The organism is Microcoleus sp. D3_18a_C4 (genome assembly GCF_036702415.1).
GTDB lineage: Bacteria > Cyanobacteriota > Cyanobacteriia > Cyanobacteriales > Microcoleaceae > Microcoleus.
The window spans coordinates 18,916-33,872 of record NZ_JAUBTI010000076.1; the positions used below are offsets into that span (position 1 = coordinate 18,916).

Below are 14,957 nucleotides of genomic sequence, written 5' to 3' on the forward strand. Positions count from 1 at the left end.
TTCGCGGTTCGTTATTAAATTATTTACCAGCAAGCAGATTAATTCCATCCCCATCAATACGGCAAACCCTAATATTTTCCAAAATCCGCGCTCCCTGCTTTTCATAAAAAGCAATTCCCCGCGCATTGGCAGTATTAACAGTCCATTCCATACGGCCGCAATTTGTTGACTCAGCAATTTGTGCTAAATACTTTAACAGCGCTGTACCGACTCCCATACCGCGCATAGGAGCTTGCACAAATAAATCATCAAGCCAAAGACACGGCTGCGTCAACAAACTTGAATAAGAAGCATAAAACATAGCAAATCCTACCGCTTTTCCCGCAACTTCCGCCAACAAAACCCGCACTAGCGGAGGCTGGCAAAACAACGTTTGCTGCAATTTATCTGCTGTTGCTGCTAACAAATTTTTAGAGCCATCAAACTCGCTTTTTTGGGAAATAAAATCCACGATTAATTCCAAATCTGCCAGCTCTGCTTCTCTAATTTTGATATCCAAATTAGCCATTGTTTAATTCTCCACTTCGCCTATTAATCACTGTATGAAATATCATCCTCAATGTCCAATATATGTTTAACTAACAACTTATACTTTTAAAATATCAATCATGGGGACTTATGGAACTTCGGCATTTGCGTTATTTCCTTGCAGTTGCAGAGGAACTGAATTTCACTCGCGCAGCCGAAAAACTGCATATTGCCCAACCTCCGCTGAGCCAACAAATCCAGCATTTAGAGGCAGAGTTGGGGTTTCAACTGTTTCGCCGCACCAAGCGGACGGTGCATTTAACGGCAGCGGGACAGGTTTTTTTCGAGGAGGCCGGGAAAATTCTGCAGCAAGTCGATCGAGCAATTCAACTCGGCCGACAAACCAGTCGGGGCGAACTCGGCCAACTGACGATCGGCTTTGTGAGTTCTGCAGCACACAACGTGGTTCCAGCCATTTTGCAGGCGTTTCGCACTCGGTGTCCCGCCGTCAAGCTGGAACTGCACGAGCTGACGACCAACGAACAGTTGCAGCGACTGCGGTTCGGGCAAATTGATATCGGCTTCGTGCGCCCTCCGGTTGAGGAAGACGGGATAAATTCTGAAATCGTTTTTCGAGAACCGCTGATAGTGGCACTGCCAGAAACGCATCCGGCGGCCGATCGCACGCATCTTGAATTACGCGAACTTTCCACGGAACCGTTCATCCTCTTTCCCCGTTCCCTGGCTCCGGGATTGTACGATGCGATCGTCAGTCTTTGTCAACAAGCAGGTTTTAGCCCGATCGCGGCTCAAGAAGCAATTCAAATGCAAACCATTGTCAGTCTGGTAGCGGCCGAGATGGGAGTGGCGATCGTCCCTGAGTCGATGCAAAATTTCCAGCGCAGCGGGGTTGTTTACAAATCTTTGCCAGAATCAACCTGCATTGTGGCGATCGCTCTAATTTGGCGCAGCGATCCAACGGCGGCGGTGCAGCGGTTTTTGGAAGTCGCCAGACAAATCAGCGGATTTGAGATTTGAGATTGTAAATTTTAGATTGACTGGCAATTTGACAAACTTATCAAAACTCAAAGATTTTCTGTGCAACAACACCCGTAGAATGATTAATTGATGCTCGGAGTTCGAGCAACTACTGCCGTAAAAGTCGGCACGATGCGACCTGAACGGCTCACAATATCCCATATAAATATTAAGTACAAGAGAGCAAGGGATGGTATTGGCAACAGAAATGGGTTCGTCCCAACCGGAATCCTCTTTCGACCTATCTACTTATCTAGTCAATCGAAAAGAGGTGATCGAGGTAGCTCTCGACAGTGCACTCCCGGTCATCTACCCAGAGAAAATTTACGAAGCAATGCGCTACTCGCTGCTAGCGGGGGGCAAGCGCCTGCGTCCGATCCTGTGTCTGGCTAGCTGCGAACTGGCCGGCGGCACTACATCTATGGCAATGCCCACAGCTTGCGCTTTGGAAATGATCCATACGATGTCGCTGATCCACGACGATTTGCCGGCAATGGACAATGACGACTACCGGCGCGGGAAACTGACGAACCACAAAGTCTACGGCGAAGATATCGCTGTTTTGGCTGGCGATGGTTTGTTGACCTATGCTTTTGAATTTATCGCCACTAAAACTGAGAACGTACCCCCCCAACAGGTGTTGCGGACGATCGCCCATTTGGCGCGGGCATCGGGCGCTGCTGGACTCGTAGGCGGTCAGGTGGTTGATTTGGAATCGGAAGGAAAGACAGATGTTTCTCTGGAAACTTTGAATTACATTCACGCTCACAAAACAGGCGCGCTGTTAGAGGCCTGCGTAGTTTGTGGGGCAATTCTGGCTGGGGCTTCGGCTGCGGATTTGCAGCGGCTGTCTCGTTTCGCTCAAAATATTGGGTTGGCTTTCCAGATAATTGACGACATTCTGGATATTACTGCTACTCAAGAAGAACTGGGCAAAACTGCTGGCAAAGATGTTCAAGCAGGAAAAGTCACTTATCCGAGTTTGTGGGGAATTGAGGAGTCTCGGCGCCAAGCTTCGCAGCTTGTTGCTGATGCTAAGGCTCAATTGGCAGTGTTTGGGAGTAAAGCTCTACCGCTGCTGGCGATCGCCGATTTTATTACCAGCCGCAGTAACTAGAAATATCAAACACTATGCAGGAAATTTGCAGCGGCATCTTAAACAATCATGTACTCGTGGTTGCTTTGATCGCTTGTCTGGCGGCTCAGATCATGAAGCTGCCGATCGAGTTGGTCAAAAATCGCAAGTTTAATCTTCGGTATTTGGTAACAACGGGGGGAATGCCCAGCGCTCACTCGTCTTTTGTGGGCGCTTTGGCTGCTGGAGTGGGACAAACGATGGGATGGGAAAGTCCAGAGTTTGCGATCGCTGCGATCTTTGCAATTATTGTGATGTACGACGCTGCAGGCGTCCGCCAAGCAGCCGGCAAGCAAGCTCGCATCCTCAACCAAATTATTGACGAGTTTTTTGAGGAAGATCACAACCTTAATGAGGCTCGCCTCAAAGAGTTGCTGGGACACACTCCTTTTCAAGTGCTTGTCGGTTTGGGGCTGGGAATCACTATTGCTTGGATCGCAGGGCCTGCATATTAGTTAACAGTTAACTGTTAACTGTTAACTGTTAACTGTTAACTAATGACTACTGACCGAATTCTGCTTGCAGAATATCGTCGTTGTCATCGGCGATCGTGGCGACAATAGTAATAACCCGGGAAATTTCCCCGGTCGAGATTTCGGCGATCGTCCGAGTTGATATTACCGCAACTTGATTGTCAACAATCGCAAAATGAGATTCCAAAGTAGACAGCCAATTCATTTCTAGAAGTTTCCGCATTAATTGAGCTTCATTCTTCGCCGGCAACTGCAGTACAAAAGCCCAAACCGTCAAAGTATCATCTTCGGTTTCGCCCGTGAGTTGCACGAACACTTCAACACTGCCGTAATTGAACTTCCAAAGATGTCCGCCAGCTTCACTTTGACCGACCATCACTTTTTGGTCTACAGCCATGCTGGCGATGACAGTTTCAATTTCTTCTGCATAGGTGACGGCTGTGGCTTTTTCGACCTGCTCGGAGGCGATCGCGCTTTCACTTAAAAGGCTTTCTGCGGAAGCTGTTTGTATGTTCGGCTCGCTGGTAGTCATAATTATATTTAGATGGAAAACTATTCCAATAATCAGTTTACTTGCTAAAGCTTAAAATTATGACTTTAAATAACTGGTTCCGAGGCATAGCCTGGGAACCAGTATATCTCGCTTGTTTGCAGAGGCAGACGCAAGTTTGACTGGCAAAGCGGTTTCAACCAGGTGCGCGATCGAATTTAAGCCTTGGGCTTAGTCGCCGCCGGCTTCTTCTCAATGGTATTCAAGCCGTTGAGGAACATCGGCACAAATTTCTCCACAAATGCCTGGGGGTCGCGGTTCCAGGCGCGCTGAGCTACATCGACTCTGGTCATTTGCAGATCCGGGGCCAGCAGGGTTCTGGGTAAGCGTTCCATCAGGTATTGCGGGCGTTCCCACATCGGCATGGTGTTGGCAATATCCACTAGGCGGGTGACGCGGCGGAGTTCTGCCCCCAACATGATATCCATTCCCGATTCAAAAGCTGCTTGTTCGATCGCCACATACTTGCGCTTTGCCTGTTCCACCTTCTGGCGGTGTTCCGGGCTTTTGTCGGCAATTTGGGCCAGCCAGCGGTTGCCCCAGCGGACGTGACCAGCTTCTTCGGGAAAAATCTTTTCGATGGTTTCGCGGATTTTGACGTTTTCTGCGGTTTGGGGAGCCTGTTTGAGGGCGTGGATGTGCGCTGAGAAATATTCGCATCCCCGCTTCTCGGTGACGTTAATCGCGGCGAGGGAAGAAATTACAAAATCTTCGCGGTCTTTGGTAGGCTCTGTTAGGTCGTTGTCGAGCAACCTTTCAAATTCGTCAATATAGGAGACTCCCGGCGGCGTTCCCACATTTTGGCCGATGTCTACCAGCAAGTCGGTGAGCCACATGGCGTGCCGCGCTTCGTCGGAAATGTGCCGGGAAAGATCGCGCACGAGTTCTGGCGGATTGCCGTCGAGCTGTTCGATCAAGTCGGTGAGGTCTTTGCAACTGCGCTGTTCGCTAAACCGATAGCGATTGAGGGTGATCAGGTGAATTTCGCGATCGCGCACCACTTGAGCTAAAATTTCGCGCGCTCCCATAGCGTTCCGCAGCTTGCGGGGATAGGCAACAGTCATGCTTTTATGTTGTTTTGTAAAGATACCTATATAAGTGTAACGCAGTTTTTCGGCTTCCTAATTCACTCGCAAGGCAGAAAGTTATTGTTTAGCACGGAGATTGAATTTTTTACAGACAATTTTTTTACTAGCTCAACCAATGACAATAGTTTTGAGTTGCGAGTCATACCATTTTAGATTTTAGATTTGAGATTTTAGATTAAAAATGACTGATGACTATCAGGGTTTGGAGCTTTTCTACAGTTTGATTATTTTTTTAAACTGCTATCACGCAAGGATTGCGCGGATCGCACCAAGCAACCTCATACACTCAAAACTTTTCAGGTTCCGTCGAGTCTTTTGCCTCAACACTAGCAGACTCTTGTTGAAATTTTCGCGCCTCTTCTACTTCTAATCTAGCCAGAGTTGTCGCCACATCGGCTAACTGTAAAGCCAGATTCATCCGACAAATCGGGTTTTTTTCCCTCCAGAGGTCTTTTGCCAAGAAATGCACTCGCGGGGCGAAACATTTTAATTGAATTTGGCGGAGTAACTTTCACCAGAAAACGAGCGAGAAGCCCCTGGCTACCGACATGGGGAGGAAAGCGGCTGCGACTTCAGTCGCCTTGAATCAAAATCCATAGGAATAGCCATCTTTTTTGTGAATAGGTTGGCAATATTTATGACTAATTCCTGCTACTCTTCCCTTCATTGTAGCGATGTCGAACGAACCGGATGCACGGCAAAGAACTCGTCCCACGTAGGAACCGACTTTCTTGCCTGCGGTGACTGTCGCGCCAACAATATCGCCAGTTTGAAAACCCACATGGATCTGCTTTTTTGATCTATGTCGAATTGGGAAGCCAAACCGATCCGTGCCACACATTTGTCGAGTACCGTGTCCTGCTGCTTTTATTAGCAGCGGTTGAGAAGTCAGCACCTTTAATTCTTCGACTTTACCTACGCAAGCAGCATCTAACCAGTGAGATTTAGGTAGCTGCAAACGAGTGCGATTGAATTTTGTCAAGCCGCCACTACCAGTAGAAACTGGTAAACCAGTCATACGGAGTTGATTAAATAACGCCCAGCGAGTCGAATTAACGGCTGCTGCGTCTTTTAATGGACGTTTTGCTTGAGACAGGATCTTTTTCAAGACATCTGGCTTCTTAGAGAGGAATTGCTCAATGCCTTGAGTTCCTTTCTTGACATTGCATTTTTCACAGGCAAGACAAAGATTAGAAATGCGATTAGATCCGCCTTTGGCTTTGGGATGAATATGTTCGACTTGTAGTGGTGTATCTGTAGCTCCACAGTACGCGCACTTTCTATCCCACTTATTCAACAAATATTCGCGGATCTCGTAACCCCATAAAACGCCTTGCTGATACTCCAGTCCACTAATCTCTGGATTTTCTAGTTGTTGTAAGTCAAATCGCACAAGTTCTTGAGCAATAGAACCAATGGGAGCGACTTTCATCAATCTAGTTGCCCAGGTTAGGGTTGTTTCGACACGATGTTGTAGGCTTGGAGCCAGCCACCCTTTCGGGCGAGTTCTATTTAAAAATTTCGCTTTTCGATAGCGAGTATGGCGATTTCTTCTGCTCCTACGCAGTGAACGGCGAGATTCCAAGCTAGCTTTAATTGATTGACCTCGGTGAGCTAGTTCTGCACCAAAGATTACGTCCTCTCCTTGCACTAATGCGATTCCAGTAGTTTTGGAGCCAGGGTCTAATTTAAGAGTGATTGGTTTTTGGGGTGCTGTTACCTCTACTTTGAGAATGAGTGTGAATGGATACCTTTTAAAAACAGCAGCTTTGCCAGTGGTTAGCAATTTGCGAGCCAATCCTGGGCGGATTGGATTGAGCGGTCGTTTGTGACTATCAAGTACAAAAACGAAATTAGACATAAAGTCCTCCATTCCTGGGTAATGTTCGCTCCCTTGAATGTTTTATGAGCTTGTTATGCCAAAAGCACTGGTTTAACCCCGCCCGAGCCTGTTTAACTTTTAGCGATAGAGCGGAAAACTAGCGTCGCATTCTCCGGTATCATGACTCAAAAAACGTAGGTCTAATCCTGTCTCTGGTAAGGTTCGGGCTTTCTTCTTGCACCGCTCGGAACGAGCCGGACTTCCCAAAAGCCCCCGCTTTTAAGCGTGGGGTTCCTTACGGTCATAGTCTTTCTTCGGTTGAAGTTTGAATGCCCAGCAACACCCGTTCTAGCTCCAAGTAAACAAATGTCAGCATGATTACTTTATCTTCATCGGTGATTGTAACACTACAGGTTGCCGATCGAGGTTCAACGCCTTCGTGCCTGACAACTACAGTATATTTTCCCTGCTTCAGGTTATCAAAATTCACATCGGCCTCAAACAGGTCAACTGTCTCCTCGGCCACCACTCGTCCTTCTTGAGTCAGTAAAGTGACAAACGCAATGCCGTCAACTGAAGTCATGGCGACGTTACTCTGATTGCGGATCATCACAAAAATATCGGACATCATTGGGTCATTGGTAATTGCTAATTGCTAATTTAGAATGAGTGCATAATCTCACAAACAAAGGAGCATAAATACAGTGAATTATTTCAAGTTTTTGCTAATTTTGACTATTAGTGCAGCGGTTCTAGGTTTGGGAAAAAGTGGGGCCCTAGCTGCTGTCTGGAATATCTCTGAGAATGAGCCTGGTTTGCAGATTCACGGCGTGCAGGTTGCTCAAAGGGACGATCGCAATTTAAGCAACTCAAAAGGTACATTAAAAGAAGGCAGTGCCATCTCTATCGATCCAGATGAAGTTACGGGCATACCACAAGCTGAGGCGCGACAGCGTTTCATTTTGAATAAGATATATCGGGTTCAGGAAGGCACTACCGCTGACGATTTGTTTATTGTTGATGAGAAAGCAAATAAATGGGCTGTAGAGGATGTTTCTGAGGCTACAATGGGCCCTACTACTAACAGCGTTGCCCAGATAGTGTCGGGTAACGGGAGAGTTTGGGCGCTGATCCAGAAGTTCTAAATAAAAAAAAACGCCGCTTTTAAGGGCGGCGTTCTTATTAATTAAAAATCACAGGTTAAAAATGGTATAATTACCATTTTTAAGTTTTAATTTTCAATTATTAATTTTCTAACAGTCGTAGTAGAGAGCAAACTCGTAGGGGTGAGGACGCAGCCGCATTGGGTTGACTTCGTTGTCGAGTTTGTAGGAAATCCAGGTTTGGATGAAGTCTTCGGTAAATACACCAGTTTCAGTTAAGAAACTGTGGTCTTTTTCTAAAGCTTCTAAAGCGCCTTCCAAGGAACCGGGAGTCGAAGGAATCTTGCTCAATTCTTCAGGGGAAAGGTCGTAGATATCCACGTCCAAAGGTTCGCCCGGATCGATTTGATTCTTGATGCCGTCTATGCCGGCGCACAGCATGGCTGCAAATGCTAAATAGGGGTTGGATGTGGCATCGGGACAGCGGAATTCTAACCGCTTGGCTTTGGGGTTGGTTCCCGACAACGGAATCCGCACTGATGCCGATCGATTTCCTTGAGAGTAAGCTAAGTTTACAGGCGCTTCAAAGCCCGGAACTAAACGCTTGTAGGAATTGGTCGTGGGGTTGGTGATTGCCAAAAGTGCCGGTGCGTGCTTGAGAATGCCGCCGATGTAATGCAGTCCCATTTGACTGAAACCAGCATATTGATCGCCTGCAAATAGAGGCTGGCCGTCTTTCCAAATCGACTGGTGAACGTGCATCCCGGAACCGTTGTCGTTAAACAGCGGTTTGGGCATGAAGGTGATGGTTTTGCCGTATTTTTTGCCGACGTTTTTGATGACGTATTTGTAAGTCAGCAAGTAGTCGGCGGCTTGTACTAAAGTGGCAAAGCGGAAACCGAGTTCGCATTGACCGCCGGTGGCGACTTCGTGGTGGTGCTTTTCAATGGGTACGCCGCATTTTGCCATTGTCAGCAGCATTTCCGTTCTCATGTCTTGAGAGGTATCGGTTGGTGCTACTGGGAAATAACCTTCTTTGTAACGCGGTTTATAGCCGAGGTTGCCACCTGCTTCTTCTTTGCCGGAATTCCAACGACCTTCGATCGAATCTACGTAATAGTAGCCGGAATTTTGGGTTTGGTCGAAGCGAACGTCGTCAAAAATAAAGAATTCTGCTTCCGGGCCAAAGAATGCTGTATCGCCGAGACCGGTCGAAAGCAAGTAGTCTATGGCTTTTTGGGCAATGGTGCGGGGACAGCGACTGTACGGTTCGCCCGTGCGGGGTTCTTTGATGCTGCAAATGAAGCTGATGGTCGGTTCTGCCATGAACGGGTCCATCCAAGCAGTGGTCGGATCGATGACCATCGTCATGTCTGATTCGTTGATGGCTTTCCAGCCCCTAATGCTGGAACCGTCGAAGGGTACGCCGTCTGTGAATGCGGTTTCGTCGATTTGGTCGTGGTACAGGGAAAGGTGCTGCCAGATCCCCGGCATATCGATGAATTTGAGGTCAACGATCTGGATCTTATTTTCTTGTATGTAGTTTAAGGCTTCTTGGGGTGTCTGGAACATGACTTACTCCTGATATTGGTTGTGTCTTGGCGATCGGCCGATTTCAGACTGTTTGGGCGATCGTAGGCCTTCAGTATCCACTATTTTGTATCTATGGCTACAAAATTTTGAAATAGTGGCCCAGTGCGGCCGGGCAGTTTGAGATTCTTGCCCTGTGGATTATTTTTCGGCTGAACATATAAGGCAAACGGCTGAATTTTACGACAGTTTGCCGCGGATAGACTACCCTTCGTGAAAATCCTATCTCAAATCTTAATCAAACGCCGATTTGTAGTAGTCTACAATAGGCGGTCTGTCTCAGATAGCAAAGTATTGATAAAGATTTTTGGGAGAGAAACTTATGCGCGATGCAGTGACGAGCCTGATTGAAAATTATGATGTTGCTGGTAGGTATTTAGACCGAGATGGTATCGATCGGTTGAAATCTTATTTTGCAACGGGCACGGCACGGGTACAGGCGGCGGCTGCGATTAACAGCAATGCTGCGGCAATTGTCAAGCAAGCTGGTATCCAGCTATTTGCTGAACAGCCGGAACTGATCCGCCCCGGGGGAAATGCCTACACGACTCGTCGCTACGCGGCTTGTCTGCGGGATATGGACTACTACTTGCGCTATGCTACTTACGCCCTGGTGGCTGGAAGTACCGACGTGCTCGACGAGCGCGTGCTGCAAGGTTTGCGAGAAACTTACAATTCTCTAAGCGTTCCCATTGGCCCGACGGTGATGGGGATTAGCATTATGAAGGAGATGGTTAAGGCTCAAGTGCAAGCTGCTGGCTTGTCTGTGGGGCCTTTTTTGGATCAGCCTTTTGATTACATGATTCGCGAATTGAGCGAACAAGATATTTAACTACCAGCCGGGAAGTCCCTCGGTATATTTAAAGGGGATTAATCTGAGCGCTGCGCGAAGTACCCCGAATAAATTACCGCAGGGATGAAAGGCTCGTCGGGTTTCGGTACCCAAAGCGACAATTATTTCTGTATATCCCTTGATAATCTGGAAATACTCTGATACTATATTGGCAAGTGGGGGTGGAACTACCTCACTATAAAAAGCATGAGAAAAAAAAGGAAAAAGAAGCCTGCGGTCTAACTTTACTCAGTTGACCGTCAGGTTTGTTCACGTCAATTTGCTAGTTCTTTTAGCAGCAAATTCCGCTTGTTGCTTGCAGTTAGCAGCAGTGAGATCGATCGCTTTTTTTGGCCTCACAGCCTCCAAGCGATCTTTTTTTATGGGTTAGACAATTATAGATTAAAAATTATAGATTAAAAATTATAGATTAAAAATTATAGATTAAAAATTTTAATAATGGGGAATGACTAATGAATTAAGGCTTTGGAGCTTCCCTATAATTGCATGGTTGTTTGAAACTCGTGCTAAAAATCGCCAACACACCCCCAGACGAGGCATTTGTCTAGGGGACTTTTGGTTTGGCGCCGATCGATTTGTGCGACGGTTGTTGCTTCTACTTCGCCATTGGGGTAAAGAATGTGGATGATGTCACCGCTGACGAAGGCGAGGGGATTTTCTTGACTATTGCCCGGATTTCTGATAGGAAAGTTAATTGTTTTCATTGTCGATCGCCCGCATGGTATTTGTAGCGCTTTTAGCTGCATATAAATCATCCGCTAGTCGGAAAAATTATTGTGTGATTCTACGGATGTTTATCGGTGATAAAACTACACACTCAGAGCGATCTCAGTCACATAATGTAAGCTGGGGGCGATCGCCCCGCGACAATCGCAAAACCAAAATAATCGCCAAAAATTAGCAGTGGGGCTGGTGCGTAAGTGCTAATCTGGTACTGTTCTTAACCCTATCCGTACAGATTAAAAACCTTGGCTAAACAGCGACTAGACACTTTATTGGTCAGCCTAGATTTGTGCAGTTCCAGACAGCAAGCTCAGGCCTTGATTCGGACTGGGAAAGTCTCCATCAACCAACAGATAGTTGACAAACCGGGCACTGAGGTCGATATTGCCGCCAAAATTCAGATTAAAGAGCGATCGCGCTATGTTTCTAGAGGCGGCGACAAATTAGCCAAAGCTTTAGAAGTTTTTGCGATTCCCGTTGCAGGCAGAATTTGTCTCGACGGCGGCATTTCCACAGGCGGTTTTACCGACTGTTTGCTGCAAGCCGGCGCGGCCCTAGTGTACGGCGTAGATGTTGGCTACGGTCAAGCAGATTGGGGCTTGCGTAACGATCCGAGGGTAATTTTGAAAGAACGCACCAATTTGCGGTACATGACTCCTACTGAGCTTTACGGCGACTCTGCGCCAGCAGATTTGGCGGTAGTAGATGTGTCGTTTATTTCCCTGGATAAGATTTTACCGGCGCTGTGGGAATTGTTGGTACCACCGCGAGAAGCGGTGTTGCTGGTAAAGCCGCAGTTTGAGGTAGGGCGCGAGAGAGTCGGGAAAAAAGGGGTAGTGCGAGACTCAGCAACTCAAGCTGATGCGATTTTTCAAGTGTGGAAGGCAGCCACAGCTTTAGGATGGCAGCAACGCGGCTTAACGTGGTCGCCTTTACTTGGCCCGGCCGGTAATATCGAGTATCTTTTATGGTTGGGGATCGATCGCGAACAAGAAACAGAGCCCAGGGCGATCCTCTTCGAGGGCTGCGCTAACGAAGAGGATGTTGTGAAGGAACGGATCGCACAAGTCACCAAAGCGGCGGCGCGGGAACTTGTCGATCGATTGTAGATTGTAGATTGTAGATTGATTTCAAGATGTCAAGGTAATCTATTTTAAAAGTCAAATTAGGAACTCCAGATTGCTCTAAAATTTCAATTTTTTTGTCAATCAGACTCCTAAACTTTCACAAGAGTGAATAATTCCATGCAATCATTCAAACAAGCCGGGTCGATTTTACTCTACGTTCTAGGTGCCATCGGGTATGTGGCGATTGTAGCTACTATTGTAGGCGTTTCACTTCTCATCAAGTGGGCAGCTCTGCTACTGGCAGACAAATTATTATATACAATTCTGATTATCGGCGATTTGTTGAGAGGCATCGAAATTATCGAACTGTTAAATATATTGGTATTTGCATTTATCGGTATGGGAGTGGGTGTGGCGACAAGGCTTCTACATCCTCAATACGGTCGCAAAATTAGTGCGGCTTTGTTGATAGTTATAGTTCCCTTAGTTTTCATGATTACGCCCGCCATCAGATATAATTCTTGGCTGGAAAAAGTAGGAGAATCCGATAAATTATCGCCTCCGGAAACTGCCACATTAACTAACTCATTTTTGAACAGAAAGGTAGGACTGCCTGGTTTTATCGGTTATTACGTATATAGTGGTCAGTTTCCGGTTATTCCGACGAAACAATCTGAGATGAAAGACCTTGACAGCTTTGAAAAAAAAGTTAATTCCAGATTTGTACAGTTCACAGGTATTGCTCCGACTATTGTTTCTTGGTCAATGCGGGTTTGTTTTTGGCTGATTAGAATATTTTATTTTTCTATAGCGGTAATTGCGACGATCGCCCATTTTAGGGAAGGTGTTAGAATTGCCAGACGGTAATACGATTTTCGATTTTCGATTAAAGAATTGGGAATCACGGATGAATATCGTGGTTTGGAGCTTACCTACAGTTGCATTCTTTTTTGACAATTGTATAAGAATACAAGCAGTAGGGTGCGTCCGATCCTAGCTCTTCGATTATTCGCAAATAACCATCTGCTGACGTACCCTACTCAACTACTAGGGCAATTTTTAATTGCCTATTTTAAACTCTTGCTGCAAGCGATCGATAATTGTATTACGCTCGATGGTGGCGAGAATGTCTTGAATTACCGTATCTTGTCCCAGGGGGCCCCAGGTGCAGCCTTTTTCTAAATAAACTTGGGCGGCGCGACCGACAGCGTAGGTTCCGTAAGCTGCTAAACTAGCTTGAGTGACAGCAACTCCGGCAAAAGTAGAAAAGCCGATGTGCGGGGCCGCAGCGGCCGCAGTTTTGCCAAATCCCAACAGAAAACTGCTACCCAATTCTCCCAAAAGTACGCCGCCCGCGCTGGAGAAAATAGTCTGCCAAAGTTTCCCGGCTTCGTAACCAGTCATGGGTAAGCCGTAAAGTCTGGATAAAGAGCGAATTAAGGCTAAATCTGCGACACTTGCTCCCATTACATCCAAGAAAGCCACGGGATTTAAACCGACAGCCAAAGCTTTATATTTTGCAAATTGCCAGATTAAATCTTCGGCTTCTGTTTGTCGCAATTTGAGAACGTGACGGGCAATATTTGCTTCGGCATCTCTAGCTTCAACTAAAGCATTTAGAGCGAGGAGCGATCGACCTTCTCTGTTAAGAATTGTCAAAATTTTATGTTTGAGTTCGTCTATCTGCGCGGGCGGCGACTCCCATTCGTAAGTGACTTTTCCGTCGGACCATTCCACCCGCACTTGCACCGGCGCTGGTTCGGCGGCTACCATGACTATTTCTAAAGATTTGGAAGTTTTAGGCGGTGATTTTACAGTAGATTTATGGGAGGAGTTGTTTGGGCGATCGGACAAATTTTCGCTATCTGTTTCCTCTGTTACCGCAGCGGCTGCTAACTGTTCAGAATTTGCCAGCGCTTGCAAACTTTGGAAAATAGCTTTTCTGTCTAATTCTGGATAAAGGTCAATTTTATTAAAAACTAAAATCACCGGTTTTTGAGCTGTTTGCAATTCGCACAGCGCTTGATATTCAGTTCGGGTGATATCGCCTGCTACGACAAACAGAATTAAGTCAGCTTGGCGAGTGACTTGTTTCGCCATTTCGCCGCGCACTTCGCCGCCAACTTCATCAAGTCCCGGAGTATCGATTAATTCTACTTGCACCCCTCCTTTCCCCCCCTTGCCAAGGGGGGGTTGGGGGGATTCCTCGCTGTCAAGGAATGATAAAGGCACACTCCAGCGCACGGAACGCGGCCACTGAGTCACGCCGTTGAGAGGGCCTGTTTGCAGAATTTTGTGACCTAAAAGCGCGTTTAATACGGCTGACTTGCCACGGCTGACTAAGCCGAAAGTAGCAATGCGGATTATGTTGTGGTCTAGTTTTTCGGAGGTGGAAGTTAAAATATCTAACTGATATTGCAGCGCCGCTTCTAATTCTGTATTATTCGAGTTTTTTTTCCCTTGGCGCAGGTGGGAGTAGCGCGCCAGGGATTCGCGCAAACTGGCGCGGGCAAGAGATAAGCGATTTTCTTGAAGGGAATTGTCAGCCATTGGCGATCGGCTTTTTTAAGCAGGTATAATTGATCGTCGAATTATAAATTCTATTTCTTATTTTAATACAATTTTTCATAAATTTATAATTTTTTATTGGTAAAATTTCCAAAAAATATTGAACGGGCAAGATGCCCGTTCCACAATAACAAAAAATTTTTTGTGGAACAGGCATCTTGCCTGTCTTCCACAATAACAAAAAATTTTTTGTGGAACAGGCATCTTGCCTGTCTTCCACAATAACAAAAAATTTTTTGTGGAACAGGCATCTTGCCTGTCTTCCACAATAACAAAAAATTTTTTGTGGAACAGGCATCTTGCCTGTCTTCCACAATAACAAAAAATTTTTTGTGGAACAGGCATCTTGCCTGTCTTCCACAATAACAAAAAATTTTTTGTGGAACAGGCATCTTGCCTGTCTTCCACAATAACAAAAAATTTTTTGTGGAACAGGCATCTTGCCTGTCTTCCACAATAACAAAAAATTTTTTGTGGAA

General features: G+C 46.3%; 17 protein-coding genes. 7 read left to right on the top strand and 10 right to left on the bottom strand.

The annotated features are described in order from the left end of the window. Positions 1-19: 19 nt before the first annotated feature. Entirely contained in the window at positions 20-508 is a 489-nt protein-coding gene (locus QUB16_RS24735; RefSeq protein WP_333320216.1) for a GNAT family N-acetyltransferase, read from the bottom strand. A gap of 110 nt (positions 509-618) precedes the next feature. On the opposite strand from QUB16_RS24735, the gene QUB16_RS24740 reads away from it, so the two are divergent. The 3 genes from QUB16_RS24740 to QUB16_RS24750 all read left to right on the top strand — a co-directional run bounded on the left by QUB16_RS24740 (position 619) and on the right by QUB16_RS24750 (position 3,096). Further along, positions 619-1,506 (top strand): LysR family transcriptional regulator, encoded by an 888-nt coding sequence (locus QUB16_RS24740; RefSeq protein ID WP_333320218.1) that lies wholly within the window; start codon positions 619-621, stop codon positions 1,504-1,506. A 190-nt stretch (positions 1,507-1,696) separates the two neighbouring features. After that, on the top strand, positions 1,697-2,623 hold the full coding sequence (gene crtE / locus QUB16_RS24745; RefSeq protein ID WP_333320220.1) for a geranylgeranyl diphosphate synthase CrtE: 927 nt from the start codon (positions 1,697-1,699) through the stop codon (positions 2,621-2,623). A gap of 14 nt (positions 2,624-2,637) precedes the next feature. Further along, a complete protein-coding gene (locus tag QUB16_RS24750; RefSeq protein ID WP_333140770.1) occupies positions 2,638-3,096 on the top strand; it encodes a divergent PAP2 family protein in 459 nt (152 codons plus the stop codon). Between the two features lie 46 nt (positions 3,097-3,142). Here QUB16_RS24750 and QUB16_RS24755 read toward each other — a convergent pair whose 3' ends face one another. The 5 genes from QUB16_RS24755 to QUB16_RS24775 all read right to left on the bottom strand — a co-directional run bounded on the left by QUB16_RS24755 (position 3,143) and on the right by QUB16_RS24775 (position 7,205). Further along, positions 3,143-3,646 (bottom strand): YbjN domain-containing protein, encoded by a 504-nt coding sequence (locus QUB16_RS24755; RefSeq protein WP_333320222.1) that lies wholly within the window; start codon positions 3,644-3,646, stop codon positions 3,143-3,145. Between the two features lie 176 nt (positions 3,647-3,822). After that, positions 3,823-4,728 carry a ferritin-like domain-containing protein gene (locus QUB16_RS24760; RefSeq protein ID WP_333320223.1) on the bottom strand — a complete coding sequence of 302 codons (906 nt, stop codon included), beginning with the start codon at positions 4,726-4,728 and terminating at the stop codon, positions 3,823-3,825. 310 nt (positions 4,729-5,038) lie between these two features. Further along, entirely contained in the window at positions 5,039-5,170 is a 132-nt protein-coding gene (locus QUB16_RS24765; RefSeq protein WP_333320225.1) for a hypothetical protein, read from the bottom strand. Between the two features lie 168 nt (positions 5,171-5,338). Next, positions 5,339-6,613, bottom strand: a complete 1,275-nt coding sequence (iscB, locus tag QUB16_RS24770; protein ID WP_333320227.1) for an RNA-guided endonuclease IscB — start codon at positions 6,611-6,613, stop codon at positions 5,339-5,341. Positions 6,614-6,875: 262 nt separating this feature from the next. Beyond that, the gene (locus tag QUB16_RS24775; protein ID WP_333140756.1) at positions 6,876-7,205 is read right to left on the bottom strand and encodes a hypothetical protein; all 330 of its coding nucleotides are present in this window, start codon (positions 7,203-7,205) and stop codon (positions 6,876-6,878) included. Between the two features lie 73 nt (positions 7,206-7,278). On the opposite strand from QUB16_RS24775, the gene QUB16_RS24780 reads away from it, so the two are divergent. After that, a complete protein-coding gene (locus tag QUB16_RS24780; RefSeq protein WP_333320229.1) occupies positions 7,279-7,719 on the top strand; it encodes a hypothetical protein in 441 nt (146 codons plus the stop codon). Between the two features lie 108 nt (positions 7,720-7,827). Here QUB16_RS24780 and glnA read toward each other — a convergent pair whose 3' ends face one another. Next, entirely contained in the window at positions 7,828-9,249 is a 1,422-nt protein-coding gene (glnA, locus tag QUB16_RS24785) for a type I glutamate--ammonia ligase (protein WP_333057654.1), read from the bottom strand. A 340-nt stretch (positions 9,250-9,589) separates the two neighbouring features. Here glnA and apcB point away from each other — a divergent pair, with 340 nt between their 5' ends. Continuing rightward, on the top strand, positions 9,590-10,099 hold the full coding sequence (gene apcB, locus QUB16_RS24790) for an allophycocyanin subunit beta (protein ID WP_333036060.1): 510 nt from the start codon (positions 9,590-9,592) through the stop codon (positions 10,097-10,099). 527 nt (positions 10,100-10,626) lie between these two features. Here the strand turns inward: apcB and QUB16_RS24795 are convergent. Further along, positions 10,627-10,824 (bottom strand): hypothetical protein, encoded by a 198-nt coding sequence (locus tag QUB16_RS24795; protein WP_333320230.1) that lies wholly within the window; start codon positions 10,822-10,824, stop codon positions 10,627-10,629. Positions 10,825-11,088: 264 nt separating this feature from the next. Between QUB16_RS24795 and QUB16_RS24800 the strand changes: the two genes are divergently transcribed. Continuing rightward, positions 11,089-11,952 carry a TlyA family RNA methyltransferase gene (locus tag QUB16_RS24800; protein ID WP_333320232.1) on the top strand — a complete coding sequence of 288 codons (864 nt, stop codon included), beginning with the start codon at positions 11,089-11,091 and terminating at the stop codon, positions 11,950-11,952. Positions 11,953-12,087: 135 nt separating this feature from the next. Then, a complete protein-coding gene (locus QUB16_RS24805) occupies positions 12,088-12,777 on the top strand; it encodes a hypothetical protein (protein ID WP_333320234.1) in 690 nt (229 codons plus the stop codon). A gap of 192 nt (positions 12,778-12,969) precedes the next feature. On the opposite strand, the gene QUB16_RS24810 is transcribed toward QUB16_RS24805, so the two are convergent. Continuing rightward, the gene (locus QUB16_RS24810; RefSeq protein WP_333320236.1) at positions 12,970-14,460 is read right to left on the bottom strand and encodes a DUF697 domain-containing protein; all 1,491 of its coding nucleotides are present in this window, start codon (positions 14,458-14,460) and stop codon (positions 12,970-12,972) included. Further along, positions 14,453-14,957: hypothetical protein (locus QUB16_RS24815; protein WP_333320237.1), on the bottom strand; the 505-nt coding region annotated here is incomplete at its 5' end. The genes QUB16_RS24815 and QUB16_RS24810, both read right to left, overlap by 8 nt.